Source organism: Blastococcus sp. HT6-4 (assembly GCF_039679125.1).
GTDB lineage: Bacteria > Actinomycetota > Actinomycetes > Mycobacteriales > Geodermatophilaceae > Blastococcus > Blastococcus montanus.
The window spans coordinates 3030327-3045540 of record NZ_CP155551.1 but is presented as its reverse complement, the minus strand read 5'-3'; the positions used below and the strand labels follow the sequence as shown (position 1 = coordinate 3045540).

Annotated in this window: 16 protein-coding genes; 3 read left to right on the top strand and 13 right to left on the bottom strand. The window is 71.7% G+C overall.

All coding sequences use genetic code 11. The features are described from left to right. Complete coding sequence (locus tag ABDB74_RS14515) at window positions 1–870, bottom strand: branched-chain amino acid ABC transporter permease (protein WP_346619416.1); 870 nt, start codon at window positions 868–870, stop codon at window positions 1–3. Between the two features lie 401 nt (window positions 871–1271). On the opposite strand from ABDB74_RS14515, the gene ABDB74_RS14510 reads away from it, so the two are divergent. The 3 genes from ABDB74_RS14510 (at window position 1272) to ABDB74_RS14500 (ending at window position 4741) form a co-directional block, all read left to right on the top strand. Continuing rightward, window positions 1272–2030 (top strand): GntR family transcriptional regulator, encoded by a 759-nt coding sequence (locus ABDB74_RS14510; RefSeq protein WP_346619415.1) that lies wholly within the window; start codon window positions 1272–1274, stop codon window positions 2028–2030. Between the two features lie 72 nt (window positions 2031–2102). Beyond that, window positions 2103–3593, top strand: a complete 1491-nt coding sequence (locus ABDB74_RS14505) for a CoA-acylating methylmalonate-semialdehyde dehydrogenase (RefSeq protein ID WP_346619414.1) — start codon at window positions 2103–2105, stop codon at window positions 3591–3593. Window positions 3594–3616: 23 nt separating this feature from the next. Further along, window positions 3617–4741, top strand: coding sequence for a transaldolase family protein (locus ABDB74_RS14500; protein ID WP_346619412.1), 1125 nt, complete (start codon window positions 3617–3619; stop codon window positions 4739–4741). A 19-nt stretch (window positions 4742–4760) separates the two neighbouring features. Here ABDB74_RS14500 and ABDB74_RS14495 read toward each other — a convergent pair whose 3' ends face one another. The 12 genes from ABDB74_RS14495 to ABDB74_RS14440 all read right to left on the bottom strand — a co-directional run bounded on the left by ABDB74_RS14495 (window position 4761) and on the right by ABDB74_RS14440 (window position 15211). Continuing rightward, window positions 4761–4994 carry a hypothetical protein gene (locus tag ABDB74_RS14495; RefSeq protein WP_346619411.1) on the bottom strand — a complete coding sequence of 78 codons (234 nt, stop codon included), beginning with the start codon at window positions 4992–4994 and terminating at the stop codon, window positions 4761–4763. After that, window positions 4991–5161 carry a hypothetical protein gene (locus ABDB74_RS14490; RefSeq protein ID WP_346619410.1) on the bottom strand — a complete coding sequence of 57 codons (171 nt, stop codon included), beginning with the start codon at window positions 5159–5161 and terminating at the stop codon, window positions 4991–4993. The genes ABDB74_RS14495 and ABDB74_RS14490 overlap by 4 nt, the downstream gene beginning before the upstream one ends. A 64-nt stretch (window positions 5162–5225) precedes the next feature. Beyond that, the gene (locus ABDB74_RS14485) at window positions 5226–5363 is read right to left on the bottom strand and encodes an alcohol dehydrogenase catalytic domain-containing protein (protein WP_346619409.1); all 138 of its coding nucleotides are present in this window, start codon (window positions 5361–5363) and stop codon (window positions 5226–5228) included. Between the two features lie 121 nt (window positions 5364–5484). Next, window positions 5485–6285 (bottom strand): SDR family oxidoreductase, encoded by an 801-nt coding sequence (locus tag ABDB74_RS14480; RefSeq protein ID WP_346619408.1) that lies wholly within the window; start codon window positions 6283–6285, stop codon window positions 5485–5487. Between the two features lie 63 nt (window positions 6286–6348). Then, window positions 6349–7221 (bottom strand): MBL fold metallo-hydrolase, encoded by an 873-nt coding sequence (locus tag ABDB74_RS14475; protein ID WP_346619406.1) that lies wholly within the window; start codon window positions 7219–7221, stop codon window positions 6349–6351. A 236-nt stretch (window positions 7222–7457) separates the two neighbouring features. Continuing rightward, window positions 7458–8114 carry a histidine phosphatase family protein gene (locus ABDB74_RS14470; RefSeq protein ID WP_346619404.1) on the bottom strand — a complete coding sequence of 219 codons (657 nt, stop codon included), beginning with the start codon at window positions 8112–8114 and terminating at the stop codon, window positions 7458–7460. 80 nt (window positions 8115–8194) lie between these two features. Then, on the bottom strand, window positions 8195–9475 hold the full coding sequence (locus ABDB74_RS14465) for a Tm-1-like ATP-binding domain-containing protein (protein WP_346619402.1): 1281 nt from the start codon (window positions 9473–9475) through the stop codon (window positions 8195–8197). A gap of 90 nt (window positions 9476–9565) precedes the next feature. Further along, a complete protein-coding gene (locus tag ABDB74_RS14460; protein ID WP_346619401.1) occupies window positions 9566–11890 on the bottom strand; it encodes a xanthine dehydrogenase family protein molybdopterin-binding subunit in 2325 nt (774 codons plus the stop codon). Continuing rightward, a complete protein-coding gene (locus ABDB74_RS14455) occupies window positions 11887–12387 on the bottom strand; it encodes a (2Fe-2S)-binding protein (RefSeq protein ID WP_346619399.1) in 501 nt (166 codons plus the stop codon). The genes ABDB74_RS14460 and ABDB74_RS14455 overlap by 4 nt, the downstream gene beginning before the upstream one ends. Further along, window positions 12384–13238: a xanthine dehydrogenase family protein subunit M gene (locus ABDB74_RS14450; RefSeq protein ID WP_346619397.1), complete on the bottom strand. Its 855-nt coding sequence runs from the start codon at window positions 13236–13238 to the stop codon at window positions 12384–12386. The genes ABDB74_RS14455 and ABDB74_RS14450 overlap by 4 nt, the downstream gene beginning before the upstream one ends. A 28-nt stretch (window positions 13239–13266) precedes the next feature. Next, a complete protein-coding gene (locus ABDB74_RS14445; RefSeq protein ID WP_346619395.1) occupies window positions 13267–14322 on the bottom strand; it encodes an alcohol dehydrogenase catalytic domain-containing protein in 1056 nt (351 codons plus the stop codon). Window positions 14323–14500: 178 nt separating this feature from the next. Beyond that, window positions 14501–15211, bottom strand: coding sequence for a GntR family transcriptional regulator (locus ABDB74_RS14440; RefSeq protein WP_346619393.1), 711 nt, complete (start codon window positions 15209–15211; stop codon window positions 14501–14503). Window positions 15212–15214 lie beyond the last annotated feature (3 nt).

The following is a 15214-nucleotide window of genomic DNA, read 5'->3' as shown; positions in this document are numbered from 1 at the left end:
TCAGCTCCTCGCCATCAGCGTCTTGGCGGATTGGGCGGCGAACCCTCGGAATCGCAGCACCGCGATGAACAGCAGCAGGAGGAGCACCTGTGCGTAGAGCGGGTCGGACAGGGTGGTGAGGACGGCGGTGATGATCCCCGTGGCCGCTCCGGCGATCAGGGCCCCGCGGACGCTGCCGATCCCGCCGATGATCGTGACCATGATGATGATCAGGATGAGGTTCCAGCCGAGCGTGTAGTCGACGAACGAGAAGACGCCGATGAAGATCCCGGCCAGCCCGCCGGCGACGCCGGAGACGAACCAGACCAGGACCGAGGTCTTGGTCGGGTCGATCCCGCTGGCGGCTGCCAGGTCGGCGTTGCTGGCCAGCCCGCGGATCTGCTGGCCGTAGGTGGTCTTGTACGTGAGCAGGTAGGCCCCGACGGCGACGAGGACGGCCAGGGCCATCGCCCAGATCTGCACGCTCGTGATGCCGGTCCCGAACACCGAGAGGTAGGCCGGGTCGGTGATGTCGAACAGGTAGAGGTCGACCCCGAAGACCAGCCGCACGGCATGCCGCAGGAGGAAGGACAGCCCGACCGAGAGGACGATCATCTCGATCCTGCCCACACCGCGCCGGAGGGCGGGGCGGAAGACCAGCACGTACGTCAGCGCGCTGAGCGCGCCGGCCAGCAGTGCGGCCGGGACGATCGCGGCGTAGAAGTTCAGCCCCAGGATCCTGTTCAGCAGGATCGCGAAGTAGGCGCCCGAGGTGACCGTCTCGGCGTAGGCCACGTTGATGAAGCCGTTGAGGTAGTAGATCAACGTGAAGCCGATCGCCGCGAGGATCAGCGGTGCGGCCTCGATCAGGCCGATCACCAGGGTGTCCATGTTCAGCCCGCCCTTCGTCCGACGCGCCCCCGGCGCAGGGGACGTGGCTGGCTTCCGTCCGGTCGCATCGCGCTCCTCGTCCGATCGAACTGCGTTCGATAATCGATAGTGCGGGACCATAGCTGGCGTGTGAGGGGCGCCACAAGGGCCGGATGTTTCGGTAAGGACACGGTCGCCGGACCGGCACGGTCGTGGACGGGCGGTCGCCTGGGCCGCCCGGTCGGGATCCGACCCTCTCGCCGTCGTCGGCCGCTTGACTCGCCCGGCAGCACCCTCCTACGGTGTGATCGATTATCGGAGAACTCCTGGCATGGTGTCGGGCGTCCGTCAGCCCGCGCTGTGGCATGTCGAGCGAGGTCCTGGGCGGCCGGGACCGGTCGGCGTGCCGAGATCACGGAGAGGTGGAGCCGGCACCGGCCGCGCTCATCTCGATCCGAACACTGGAGGTGGCCATGTCCGGCCCCGACGCCCTCACGCGCAGCGTCCTCGCCGATCAGGTCAAGGAACGCCTGCTCGAGGGCATCCTCGACGGCTCCTACCCGCCCGATTCACGGATCGTGGAGACCGCGGTTGCCAAGGAGTTCGGTACGAGCCAGGCGCCGGTGCGCGAGGCCCTGCGCGGGCTGGAAGCGCTCGGGCTGATCGAGATCACCCCGTTCCGCGGTGCCCGCGTGCGGCGGCTGGACACGGAGGAGCTGCTCGAGGCCTACGTCGTCCGCTCGACGATCGAGGTGCTCGGCGCCCGGCTGGCCATGGCGAACTTGACCGACGCCGATGTCGCCGCCCTGCTCTCCATCGGGGAGGACATGCACCGGGCGGCAGATGCCGGCGACGGGCGGGCGCTGGCGATCATGGACGCCAGCCTGCACGAGAAGATCATGCAGATCTCCGGCAATCGCACCCTGCTGCGCGTCTGGCGCTCGCTGGAGCCGCTGTCGCGCACCTACATCACCCTGCTCGGCCCCCACTCGGATCCGCGCTGGACGTGCTCGTTGCACGACCCGATCCTCGAGGCGATCGGCCGCCGTGACGCCGAGGGCGTCGTGCGCACGATCGAGATCCACTTCGACCAGGTCCGCGAGCGGCTGGCCGGGCACCTGGCCGAGGTCGCCGAGCAGCAGGTCCACGGTGCGGAATCCCGGGCGACCGGGACGTCCTGACTCCACCCCACCGGCCGACGGTCGGCGGCGGGCAGCTCCTGCCCGGCACACCCCGATGACGAGGGAGACCCCGTGAGGACCATCCAGCACTGGATCGACGGCACGCAGACCCGAGGCGGGTCCACCCGCGTCGCCCCCGTGTTCGACCCGGCGACGGGCGAGCAGCGGGCCGAGGTACTTCTGGCCGGGCAGGGTGACGTCGACCGCGCGGTCGCCGCGGCCTCGGCCGCCTTCGAGGAATGGTCGGAGTCGTCGCTCTCGCGACGCACGGGGATCCTCTTCGCCTTCCGCGAGATCGTGCGTCGCCGGCGGGACGAGGTGGCGGCGGCCATCACCGACGAGCACGGCAAGGTCCTCTCCGACGCAGCGGGGGAGGTGCAGCGGGGCCTGGAGGTCGTGGAATTCGCCTGCGGCATCCCGCAGTTGCTCAAGGGTGAGTACTCCGACCAGGTCTCCACCGGCGTGGACAGCTACAGCTTCCGGCAGCCGCTGGGCGTCGTCGCCGGCATCACGCCGTTCAACTTCCCGGCGATGGTGCCCATGTGGATGTTCCCCGTGGCGATCGCCTGCGGGAACACCTTCGTCCTCAAGCCCAGCGAGCGCGACCCCTCCGCGTCGCTGCTCCTCGCGGAGATGTGGGCGGAGGCCGGGTTGCCACCGGGGGTCTTCAACGTCGTGCAGGGCGACAAGGTCGCCGTCGACGCGCTGCTGGACCACCCCGGCGTCGCCGCGGTCTCGTTCGTCGGCTCCACTCCGATCGCGCAGTACGTGCACGAGCGCGGCACCCGCGCCGGCAAGCGTGTGCAAGCGCTCGGCGGCGCGAAGAACCACGCGATCGTGCTGCCCGACGCCGATCTGGAGTTCGCCTCCGACCACCTCGCCGCGGCGGCGTACGGCTCGGCGGGGGAGCGGTGCATGGCGATCTCGGCGACCATCGCCGTCGGCTCGGTCGGCGACGAGCTCATCGACGTCCTCGACCGGCGTAGCCGGGCCGTGCGGGTCGGCCCCGGCCGGGAGCCGGGCAGCGACATGGGGCCGATCGTCACTGAGGCGTCCAAGGAGCGGATCGTCTCGCTGATCACCGCCGGCGAGAAGGATGGCGCGAAGGTCGTCGTGGACGGCCGCGACCTGGTCGTGCCCGGGCACGAGAACGGCTTTTTCGTCGGCCCCACGCTGGTCGACCACGTGCAGCCGGACATGGCGGTCTACCGGGAGGAGATCTTCGGGCCGGTGCTGTCGGTGCTCCGGGCGGATTCCGTCGACGACGCGATCGACCTCATCAACGCCAACCCCTACGGGAACGGGACGGCGGTCTTCACCTCGCACGGCGGAGCGGCGCGGAAGTTCGTCCGCGGGGTCACGGTAGGGATGATCGGCGTCAACGTGCCGGTGCCGGTGCCCATGGCCTACCACTCCTTCGGCGGGTGGAAGAACAGCCTCTTCGGCGAGCACCACGTGCACGGCCCCGACGGTGTCCGGTTCTACACGCGGGCCAAGGTCGTCACCCAGCGGTGGCCCGAACTCGAACGGGACGCCTCGTTCGACATGCCCACCGCCCGCTGAGCCGGCTGAGACGAGGAACGGGAATGACGAACGTGGCAACCCTGGCGACGACGACCCCGGGAGAGGGGGCAGCCGCAACAGTGCCGCCCCTCCTGCGGATGGCGCGGGAGACCCCGACCCGGTTGTGGAACGACTCGGCGACCCCGGCCGAGCTGTCGGCGGCGATCGGCTGGGGGGCGGTGGGTGCCACCTGCAACCCGGTCATCGCGCTCGCCGCCCTGAAGGGCGACCTGCCCCGCTGGCAGCAGCGCATCCGCGCGTACGCCGACGAGCACCCCTCCGCGTCGGAGTCCGAGATCGGCTGGGCCATGGTGAAGGAGCTCTCGGTCGAGGCCGCGGCCCTGCTGACCGATGCCTTCACCGAGCACCGCGGCCGCAACGGCCGGCTGTCGGTCCAGACCGATCCACGGCTGTACCGGGACAGCACGGCGCTGGCGGCGCAGGCGGTCGACTTCGACGCGCTCGCCCCCAACGTCATCGTGAAGATCCCGGCCACCGAGGTGGGCATCCGCGCGATGGAGGAGGCCACCTACCGCGGCGTGAGCATCAACGCGACGGTGTCCTTCACCGTGCCGCAGGCGGTCGCCGTCGCCGAGGCGATCGACCGCGGCCTGCAGCGACGGGAGGCCGAGGGGCACGACGTCAGCGCGATGGGCCCGGTCTGCACGCTCATGGTCGGCCGGCTCGACGACTGGATGAAGACGGTCGCGGCCCGCGACGTCGTCACGGTCGACCCGGGCGTGCTCGAGTGGGCCGGCGTCGCGGTGTTCAAGCGCGCCTACGAGATCTTCACCGAGCGGGGCTTCCGGACCCGGCTGCTGTCGGCCGCCTTCCGCAACCACATGCACTGGAGCCAGCTCGTCGGCGGCGACGTCGTCATCTCGCCACCGTTCGAGTGGCAGGTCCGGCTCAACGCCAGCGGGATCGATCCCGTGCCGCGCATCGACGAGCCGGTCGCGGACGAGGTCCTGGACGCCCTGTACGGGCGGTTCCCCGAGTTCCGGCGGGCCTACGACCCCGACGGCATGGCGGTCGGCGAATTCCAGGACTTCGGGGCCACCCGCAAGACGCTGCGCCAGTTCCTGGTCGCCTGCACCGACCTGGAGGCCGTCGTCCGCGATGTCCTGCTGCCGGATCCGGGGAAGTAGGAGCCGGCGCTCTCGACCCCTACTGCACGAGCAGGACCGGCTCCACCACCTCGCCCGTCCCCGTGTCGGCGGTCGCCCGGTCGCTCTCCGCCAACGGGTAGGTGGTGATGAGCGGGTCGAAGGGCCGCAGCCCGTGTCGGTGCAGCTCCCGGAGGCGGGGAATGGTCCGACTCGGGGGGCCGTCGCTCCGCAGCACCCACCGCACGGTCAGGCCCTTCGTCACGGCCTCGAGCAGGGGGATGCCACCGGTCACGCCGGGCGCAGCCGTGCCGACGTGGGCGCAGGTGCCCAGCGGGTCCCGCGACGCACCGCCGTCGTCAGGACCTGCGGCACACCGGTCGTCTCGAACCCGATGTCCGCCCCGCGGCCGCCGGTGGCGTCGCGGACGGCCTCGACCGGGTCCACGTCCGTGGGATTCACCAGGTGGGTCGCGCCGACGTCGGCGCCCAGGGCAAGACGGGACGCCCGACGGTGGACGGGAAGCTCAGGACCGCCTCGTCGCCGGGGGAGAGGTCGCGGACTCGCTGCCGGCCTCCCGGACGATCCCGGCGCTCTCGTGGCCCAGGACGGCCGGCAGCGACTCCGGCCGGGAGTTCCGCACGAGCAGATCGGTGTGGCACATGCCGCCGCGATGACGTCGACGAGGATCTCGTCCGACCGGAGGGTGGCGAGCTCGACCGTCTCGACGGAGAACGACCCGCCCGGCTCCCGCGCGAATGCTCAGGTCGCACGGTGGCCGGCGGTCACTGGGTGGCCGTGAGTCCGCCGTCCAGGGTCAGGATCTGCCCGGTGACGAACGACGAGGCGTCGGAGCAGAAGAACAGCAGCGCGCCGACGAGGTCGTCGGTCTCGGCGATCCGCCGCAGCGGGATACGACTGACCAGGTTGTCGTAGAAGCCGGGGGCGGCGAGGAGCGTGGCCGCCTGCTCGGTGCGGACGAACGTCGGCGAGATCGCGTTCACCCGGATGCCGTGCTTGGCCCACTCGGTGGCGTGCTGGCGCGTGACGGCGTCCATCGCGCCCTTCGCGGCGACGTAGGCGGAGTAGCCGGCGTCGATGCCGAGCTGGCCGCGTACCGAGCTGATGTTGAGCACGGAGCCGCCGCGGCCACCGGCGATCATCGCCCGCGCCGCCGCCTGCGAGACCAGCAGCGCAGTCGTGAGGTTGAGGTCGAGGATCCGGTCCCACTCCGCCTTCGGGTATTCCTCGGCGGCGTAGAGCGCGGTCCCGGCCCCGCCACCGATGCCGTTCACCAGGATGTCGACGCGCCCGAAGGCGTCGAGGGTCTGCTGGATCGCGTCGTCGGCGGCCGCCTTGTCCGCCATGTCGCCGGTCACGACCAGCGCCTCGCCGCCGGCCTTCTCGACGGCCTCGCGGGCCTCGGCCAGCCGCTCCTGGGAGCGGCCGATGATGGCGACCTTCGCGCCGACGGCCGCCAGGGCGCCGCACGTCCGGACCCCCACCCCGCCGGAACCGCCGGCCACGACAGCGACGCGGTCGGCGAGGGTGAAGCGCTGCAGTTCGTCGATGCTGACCTGGTTCATGGCGTGCGGGGCCTCCGGTGGGGCGGGTGGGGTGCGGGCAGCGATCGGGCGGGTGGGGGCCCGTCAGCGGACGGGGGCGCGCTTGGCGGTGAACTTGTCCCAGAGCGAGGCCGCGTTCAGCGTCTGGATGTGGTCCATCATGTAGCCCTGCCCGACGTCGACCGGGCCGAACTTCTCCCGGAAGTCGATCCGCTGGATCGTCTCCTCGCGCGACCAGCCCTTGGCCACCGCCTCGGCGACGGCGCTGGTCCACTCGAGCAGTACCGAGCGCTGGGTGGCCAGGTAGGCCGGCGTGGTCACCGGGCCGTGGCCGGGAACCACGGTGTCGACGTCGAGGGAGGCGATCACGTCCAGCGCGCCGACCCACTGGTCGACGTCCGACGTCATGAGCCAGGTCTGGCACTCGGAGAACACCGTGTCGCCGGTGAACACGACCCGCTCGTCGGGGACGTAGACGGCGACCTGCCCGGGGGTGTGACCGGGAGTGTGGATCAGGTGGAACGTCGTGGAACCGACCCTCATCTCGAGGTCGCCGGTGAAGACGAGGTCGCCGGCATTCGGGTCCTCGTAGTAGGTGTCGCGGTCGGGGACGATGCCGGCTGCGTCGGGGTCGTCGGTCGGGATGGCCTCGAGCGCGTAGGCGAACGGGTCCAGGTCGGGCGTGACCACCATGAAGTTGTCGGCGACGCCCTGGTGGTGGACGACCTCGCCAGCACCCTTGAACCAGTAGTTGCCGAAGATGTGGTCGACGTGGTGCTCGGTGTTGACCACGAACCGGATGGGGCCGTGCTCCTCGGCGGCCCGGCGCATCGCCAGGGCCTTCGTCGGCAGCTGCGGGGTGTCGACGACCACCACACCCGCCGACGTCACGACGTAGCTGGGGTTGCAGCCACGGATCTCGGTGGACGTGAAGACATGGGGCGTCACGCGCTGCACGACGGAACCTCCCTGAGCACCGGCGACCGGGCCGTCCCCGGCGCCACCTCACCGGTGCAGCAGGAGCTGCCGCCTGGTCGGCGCTGACCGGTAGTACCTATAATCGATTCTCGATCCGTGGTCTGTCAATGGGCTCCGGAGTGTCGCCCCGTGGTCCCACGCGACGCGCGAGGGCCCGGCGTGCGGCAGTCGTCCGCTCCGCGCGCCGGGCTCTCGTAGGGGTCCGAGCAGGCCGCTCAGGGCGCTTCGGTCAGCACCCGCAGCGTCACCGAGCGGTCGGCGGCGATCTCCGCCTCGAGACCGGCGAGCCAGGCCGGCTCACCGATGTCGGAGCCGGCGACCTCGAGCCCGCAGGCGCGCAGGACGGGGGAGTGGGTGACGGCCACGGTGAAGGCCGTATCGTCCGCGCGGTCGGCGAGGCTCCCGGCGAAGGTGCGGATCCGGGCGGCGACCGCCGCCGCGTCGTCCCCGGGCGGCTCGGGGTGCCGCACCCACCAGCCCACGCGGTCGGGGGCGGTGAGCCATTCGGCGAAGAACGTCACCTTGGCGACGTCGGCTTCGGTGAAGCCAGGGATCTGGGCTGCGAACGCCTCCTCGCTGCTCACCATGTCGACGCGGACGCCGGCGAGGTAGAGGTCGGGGTTGCGCAGCGCGAAGGCGACGCCGTCCTCGAGCACCTCGGCGCCCGCCTCCCGTGCACCCCGCGCCACCGCGGCCGCCGTGTCGCGGGTGCGGCGGGTCTCGCCGCTGATCACCCGGATCGGCCCCTCGGCACCGCGGGCGAGCCGCCGGCCCACCTCGGTGGCGGTCTGCAGCCCTTCCTCGGTCACGGGGACGTCACCGCGGTGCGAGGTGACCTCACCGTGGCGGAGCAGGAACAGGCGCTGGGTCATGGATGCCTCCGGGTCGGGGAACGGGCACGCCGGGACGCCACCCCTCCGGGGCGGCGTCCCGGCGCGGGACGGGCGTGGGCTCAGCCGGCGGTCGTCGCGGTGGCGACCGGGATGCCCCGGCGGGACTCCCACTGCTTGGTGAACAGCTGGAAGACCGCGTCGGCGAACGCCGTGTCGTTGACGTTGTTCTCCATCTCGATCAGTTCGACGGAGGGGTCCAGAGTGGCGCGGATGGCGTCCAGCAGCGGCGAGACGTCCACGCCGTGCCACTGGCTGCCCTCCTTGAAGTAGTTGTCCAGGCCGTTCAGCGGCAGCGCGACCGCCTTCGGACCGGGTGCCTGGTTGACGTGGTCGGCGATGTACTCGCCGAGCCGGCGCATCTCGTCCGGGGTCGCCAGCAGGGACGTGATGTTGGGGTTGTGGATGATGATGTTGCGCTCTTCGGTGTCGAACTCGGCCGGGATCGTGTTCCGCGCGCCGAAGTTGAAGCACTCGGCCGCGCCTGGCACGACCACCAGCGGGATCCCGGTGCGGACGGCCGCCTCCATCCGCTCGCAGCCCGGGTCGAAGATGCCCTTGTTCCAGTGGTTGATGATCTCGGGCAGCGTGTAGTCGATCAGGCCGTCGATGGCACCGGTGTCGATCAGGTGCTCCATGCCGGCGCCCTCGCCGACCGCGTGGAAGGTCACGACCTCGAAGCCGTTCTCCTCCAGCTGCTCCCGGATGCGCATGACGCCCGGGGTGGTGACGCCGAACATCGAGATGGCGATGAGCGGCTTGCTGGCATCGGCCTGTGCCTTGGTGGCCTCGTACCCGCGGGCCATCCCGGCGGCGGCGTGCGCGGCGTTGCTGAGCACCAGCTTGGAGATGCGGTTCAGCCCGGCGATGTCGGTGACGGCGTTCATCATCATCATGTCGGAGTGCCCGACGTAGGGCCGGGTGTTGTTGGACGCCATCGTGCTCACGATGAGCTTCGGCACGCCGATGCCCAGGTGCTGCAGCGCACCGCCGAGCAGATCGGTGCCCCCCGTGCCACCGAGCCCGAGGACCGCGTCGATCCTCCCTTCGGCGCACAGGTCGGTCAGGACGGCACGCAGGCCCTCGCTCATCTTCCCGACGGCCACGCTGCGGCCACCGGCGCCGCCTTCGACGCCGGCGGCGAAGGTGTCCAGGTCCACGCCGGCGCGGGACGCCACCTCGGAGGCGGGGATGTCCGGGGAGAAATAGGGGTCACCGAGGACGCCGCAGTCGACGACGAGGACGTCGACGTCGCTGGCGAGCAGTTCGTCTCGCACGAAGGAGTACTCGGTTCCCTTGGTGTCAAGGGTGCCGGCGAGACAGACGACGGGCTTGCGGGACATGGCCACTCCTTTGTGACGGGGAACAGGTCGGTGGTGCCGTCGGCGGTCACCCCTCGGGGTCCGCCGTCCTCGCCCCTCCGGGCGACGGGGTCAGTCGGTGGCGGCGTCCTGGAGCGCCGTCCACACCCGCTCGGGGGTGAGCGGGAGGTCGCGGATGACGACGCCGGTGGCGTCGGTGACCGCGGCGCCGAGCGCGCCGGCGGTGCACAGCAGGGCGCCTTCGCTGATGCCCTTCGAGCCGTACGGGCCCGGGCCGTCGTGGTTCTCCACGGCGGCGCTGGTCAGCTCGAGCGGGACGTCCTTGAACGTGGGGATCCGGTAGTCCAGTGCCCCGAGGTTGCGGATCCGGCCGTGCTCGTCGAGCAGCAGCTGCTCCATCTGGCTGTGGCCCAGCCCCATGATCGCCGCGCCCTCGTCCTGGGAGACCACCTGCAGCGGGTTGAGCTCGGTGCCGACGTCGCTGACCGTGACGTGCCGGGTGAGCAGCAGCTCGCCGGTCTCGCGGTCGACCTCCACCTCGATCGCGGTGGCGTTGAACTCGTAGAAGGCCGCGTCGCCGCCGAGCGGGTGCGTGCTCTTGCCGCGCAGCCGCCGGGTTCCCTGGCCGATGAACTCGCCGCGCAGCGACCCGAGTGCCTGGCGGGCCGCCTCGGGCAGGCTCACCTCGCCGTCGGGGGTGACGAGCACGCCCGGCTTCTCCTCGAGCTCGCCGGCGGCCACGCCCGTCGAATCGGCGTACAGCTCCAGCACCCGCCGACGCACGTCCTGGCAGGCCTCGAGCACGGCCGAGCCCATGAAAACCGTCGACCGGCTCGCTGACGTCTGCAGGTCGAACGGCACCGTGCCGGTGTCGCCACTGACCACGGTCACCTGGTCCAGCCGCGCGCCGAGCTCGTCCGCGACGATCTGCTGCCACAGCGTGCGCGCGCCCTGGCCCATGTCGGAGGTGCCCGCGTAGACGATCGCGCTGCCGTCGCACAGCAGGCGCACGAGGCTCTGCGACAGACCTGAGGTCGCGCCGGGCTTGATGCCCACCGCGATGCCACGGCCGCGGTTCGGCGGCAGCGGCGTCCCCCAGCCGATCAGCTCGGCGGCCTTCTCCAGGCTCTGGTGCCACTCGCCGTCGGCCGCGGCGGCGGATTCGCCGCGCACGAACGCCTCACCCTTGGCGACCAGGTTGCGTCGCCGGATCTCCAGGCCGTCGAGGCCCAGCTCCCGGGCGCCGGCGTCGAGTTGCGACTCCAACGCCCAGGAGACCTGCGGGCTGCCGAAGCCGCGGAAGGCGGTACTCGGCGTCGTGTTGGTCATGACGGCGCGGGCGTCGATCCGCACCCCCGGGATGCGGTAGGGCCCGGCCGCGACGTAGCTGCCCTTGCCCATGACGCGCGGGGCCACGTCGGCGTAGGCGCCGATCTGGAAGTCGGCCTCCACGCGGTGGAAGGTGAGCTCACCGTCGGAGGTGAAGCCGGTGCGGGCGGTCATCCGGCAGCCGGCGCGCCGCATGCTCTGGAAGGTCTCCTCCAGCGACAGCACGATCCGGCAGGTCCGCCGGGTGCGCAGCGCGAGGAAGGCGATCAGCGGCTCGAGCTTGGGGTTCTGCTTGCCGCCGAAGCCGCCACCGGGGTCGGGCGCGAAGACGCGCACCTGGTTCAGTGGCAACCCCATGACCGAGGCGATGGTGCGCTGCAGCAGGTAGGGGTGCTGCACGGGGGAGTAGACGTCCAGGCCGCCCTGGTCGGTCGGGACGACGACGGTGCCGCCCGGCTCGATCGGGAAGTGCGTGACCATGGGGAACGTGTAGGTGTTCTCGACGACGACGTCGGCGCGCGCCTCTTCCGCCGCGATGTCGCCCCAGGCGTAGTGCGCCTCCTCGAGCACGTTGGTGTCGGCGAGGGCATCCCCCGGGCGGATTGCGGGGGCCTGGACGAGGTGCGCGTCGGGAGCCAGAGCGGCGTCGAGCGAGTAGGCGCCCGGCAGCTCCCGGTAGTCGACGACCACGGCGCGCGCGGCTGCCTGGGCGGCGTCGAGGGTCTCGGCGAGCACCGCCGCGACGGGTTCGCCGTGGTAATTGACCCGGCCGTCCGCGAGCAGCGGGCGGTCGGTGTGCGAGACGCCGAACCGCGGCACGGGGGAGGGCAGCTCCGCCGCGGTCACCACGTCGACGACGCCGGGGACGGACCGGGCGGCCGTGGTGTCGATGCCGAGCACGTCGGCGCAGCCGACCGGCACCGTCACCAGGGCGACCTGGAGCGCGCCGGGGAACCGCAGGTCGGCGACGAACTGCTGGGCGCCGGACGTCCGGTCGCCGCCGCCGTACCGGAGGACCGGCCGGCCGACCTGCCCGTGCGGGTGGAGATCCGACGGCAGGCCGAGCTCGTCCCGCTGCTGGATGGCTCGCTCCGGGGCCGTGGTCACTGCGCCGCCCTCCGGACGGCGGTGGCCTGTACCGCGGCCACGATGCGCTGGTAGCCGGCGCAGCGGCACAGGTTGCCCGACAGCGCCTCGCGGATCTCCGCCTCGTCGGGGGACGGGTTGTTCCGCAGCAGGTACTCCGCGGAGACGACCTGTCCCGGGATGCAGAAGCCGCACTGCACGGCGCCGGCGTTGAGGAACTCCTCCTGCAGGTCGGTCAGCCCGTCGGCGGAGAGCCCCTCGACGGTGGTGACCTCGTGCCCCTCGGCCTCGACGCACAGGACGAGGCAGGAGTTCACCGCCTTGCCGTCGAGCAGCACGGTGCACGCACCGCACTCTCCCTCGGCGCAGCAGCTCTTGGTGCCCGGCAGCCCGGCCTCCTCGCGGAGTCCGTCGAGCAGTGTGCGGTGCGCGGGGACGGCGACCGTCCGCGCCTTGCCGTTCAGGGTCAGCGTGACGGTCTGCAGCTCGTCATCGACGACGTGGTCGTTGGTGGTCATGACGCCATCTCCCTGGGGTTGCGTCGGGCCGCCGCGGCGAGGATCGCGCGCCGGGTGAGGACGCGGAGCGTCGCGAGCCGGTACTCGCGGCTGCCCCGGACGTCGGAGATCGGGGTGGCGACCGACACCAGCCGGTCGACGGCTTCCTCGAGGGCGGCGTCGTCGGCCAGGTCGACCGGGCCCGGCACCTCGGTGCGCAGCGGCCGCGGTCCGACCGCGCCCATTCCCAGCACCAGCCCGCCGTCCGGGCCGACCCCGGCGGCCACGCTGACCGTGGCGAGGTCGACGCCCCGCCGCCGGGTGAGTCGGCGGAAGGCCGATCCCGCACCTGGTCCGGGCCGGGGCAGCTCGATCCGGGTCACCAGCTCGCCGGGTCCGCAGAGCGTCCGCCGCGGGCCGAGGAAGAATTCGTCCAGCGAGGCGCTGCGGTCCCCGTCCAGCGAGGCGATCGTCACGCGTGCCCCGTGCACGAGCAGCGGGGGAGCGGTGTCGGCCGCGGGCGAGGCGTTGCACGAGTTCGCGACGAGACTGGCCCGGTTGCGGATGGCCACGGAGCCGACGGTGACCGACGCCTCGACCAGCGCCGGATACCACTCCCGCACCACGGGATGGGCGACCAGCTCGCCGAGGGTGCAGGTAGCGCCGAACTGCACCCCGTCGTCGGTGACGACGACCGGTCCGGGCAGGTCGGTCACGGCCTTGAGGTCGACGAGCAGGTCCGGCTCGACGGTGTGGTGCCGCAGCCCGACCAGGAGGTCGGTGCCGCCCACGAGGGGCCGTGCGCGCTCACCGCCCTCGGCGAGCGCGGCGAGCGCGTCGGCTCGGGTGGTCGGCCGGTAGTACTTCGGCATCGTCGCCGTCCTTTCCGGGGTCGACCGGTCAGGGGTGGATGATGATCTTGATGGCTCCGCTGGATCGGTCGTTGAAGACGGTGAGCGCCTGCTCGTACTCCGCGAGCGGGAAGCTGTGCGTGATCAGCTCCCCGACCCGCATCCGGCCGTTGGCCACGAAGGGCATCACCCGGCGCATCTCGCCGGCCGAGGCGCGCGAGCCGACCAGTTCCAGCTCATCGAGCACGAGGGCCTGCATGCGCAGCGCGACGTCCTCGGTCGGGATGCCGACCATGGCGCAGCGGCCGCCCCGCCGCAGCATCGCCATGGCCCAGGTGAGGGTGTCCGGCACGCCGGCGCACTCGAGGACGACGTCGGCGCCCAGTCCGCCGGTCAGCTCCCGAACCGCGGCCACCGGGTCCCCGGCATTGGTGTCGACCGTCTCGAAGCCCATTGCCGCCGCCTTCTCCAGGCGCTGGCCGCGGCCGGCCACGACCACCCGGGCGGCGCCGCAGATGAAGGCCGCGTCGCCGGCCAGCAGGCCGATCGCCCCGGCGCCGGTGACCACGACAGTGTCCCCGGGCTTGATGTTGCCGCGGCGGGCCACGTGCAGGGCGATGCTCGCCGGGTCGACGACCGCGCCCTCGTCGAAGGAGACCTCGTCGGGGAGCCGGAAGATGCACTTCACGTTGTGGACGGCGTAGGTGGCATCGACGCCCTGGACGTTGTGCCCGTACTGCGCGTGCAGCCCGGGCTTCCCGTAGTTCTCGCAGAGGTTGTACTGGCCTTCGACGCACTTCTGGCAGGCGCCGCAGGCGTTGTGGCTGGTGCCGGCGACGCGGTCGCCGACCTGCCAGCCGAAGGCCTCGGCTCCCGGACCGAGCGCCACGATCTCGCCGGCCCACTCGTGGCCCGGGGTGAAGGGGAATGCCGGCGGCCAGAAACCGGGGTAGTCGCCACGGATCAGGTGCGCGTCGGTGCCGCAGATCGAGGTCGCCCGTACCCGGGCGAGGACCTCGTTGGGCCCTGGTTCGGGAACGGGCTTTTGCTGGATCTCCAGGACGTCGGGCTCCAGGACCACCAGGGCTTGCATCGTCTCGGTCATTCGTGGTTCTCCAGGTGCATCGTGGGTGGCCCCGGCGGTCGGTCGGTGCACGCAGCGCGATGGCGTGAGGTACATCACCGATTATCGAAACTAGGGGCTACGGTGGTGTGCCGTCAAGGTCTCTCGATAATCGACAGTGGCACTGGACGCGTCTGCGCCTCCGCCGGGCGGAGGGCGATCAGGTGCGGACGGTGCTCTCCTGTGACTGGGCCGGGTCGCCGAGCGCGGCGGGGAAGTGGGTCTGCAGGAGGTCACTGACCGAGAGCTGGTGGGCCCGGGCGGACTCCGCCGCGCGCCCGGCGTCCCGCGCCCGCAGCGCGTCCAGGATCGGACGGTGCTGCAGCACGATCTCCCGGACGTCCACGTCGGGCAGGGTCAGGGTGATGAAGGTCCGGGCGAACGGAGCCAGCTGCTCGAAGGCCCGCACGAGGGCGTGGTTCTCCGATGCCTCGGCGATGAGGTGGTGGAAGCGGACGTCGGCATCGGTGACGCCGGAGAAGTCCCCGGCGTCCAGTCGCGTGAGCATGTCCTCGATCAGCCCCTGGAGGACGTCGAGTCTGCCGTCGGAGATGCGGTCGGCCGCCAGGCGGGCGGCCAGCGCGTCGATCTCGGCGCGCACCAGGCTGACGTCGGCCAGTTCCTTGGCGCTGGGGAGGCGCACGCGGGCGCCGCGGCGCGGGTGGATGGTGACGATGCCGACGGCGGCGAGCTCGCGGAGCCCTTCGCGTACGGGGGACTGGCTCAGTCCCAGCTCCTTGGCCAGCTTGAACTCCACGATCCGCTCGCCGGGCTGGTAGTGCCCCTGGACGATGCGATCCAGGACCAGGCGCTTCACGGTCGCCGAGAGCAGCTCGCCACCGAAGTCGGAGCTCGTTTCGCTCTGGCTCATCCC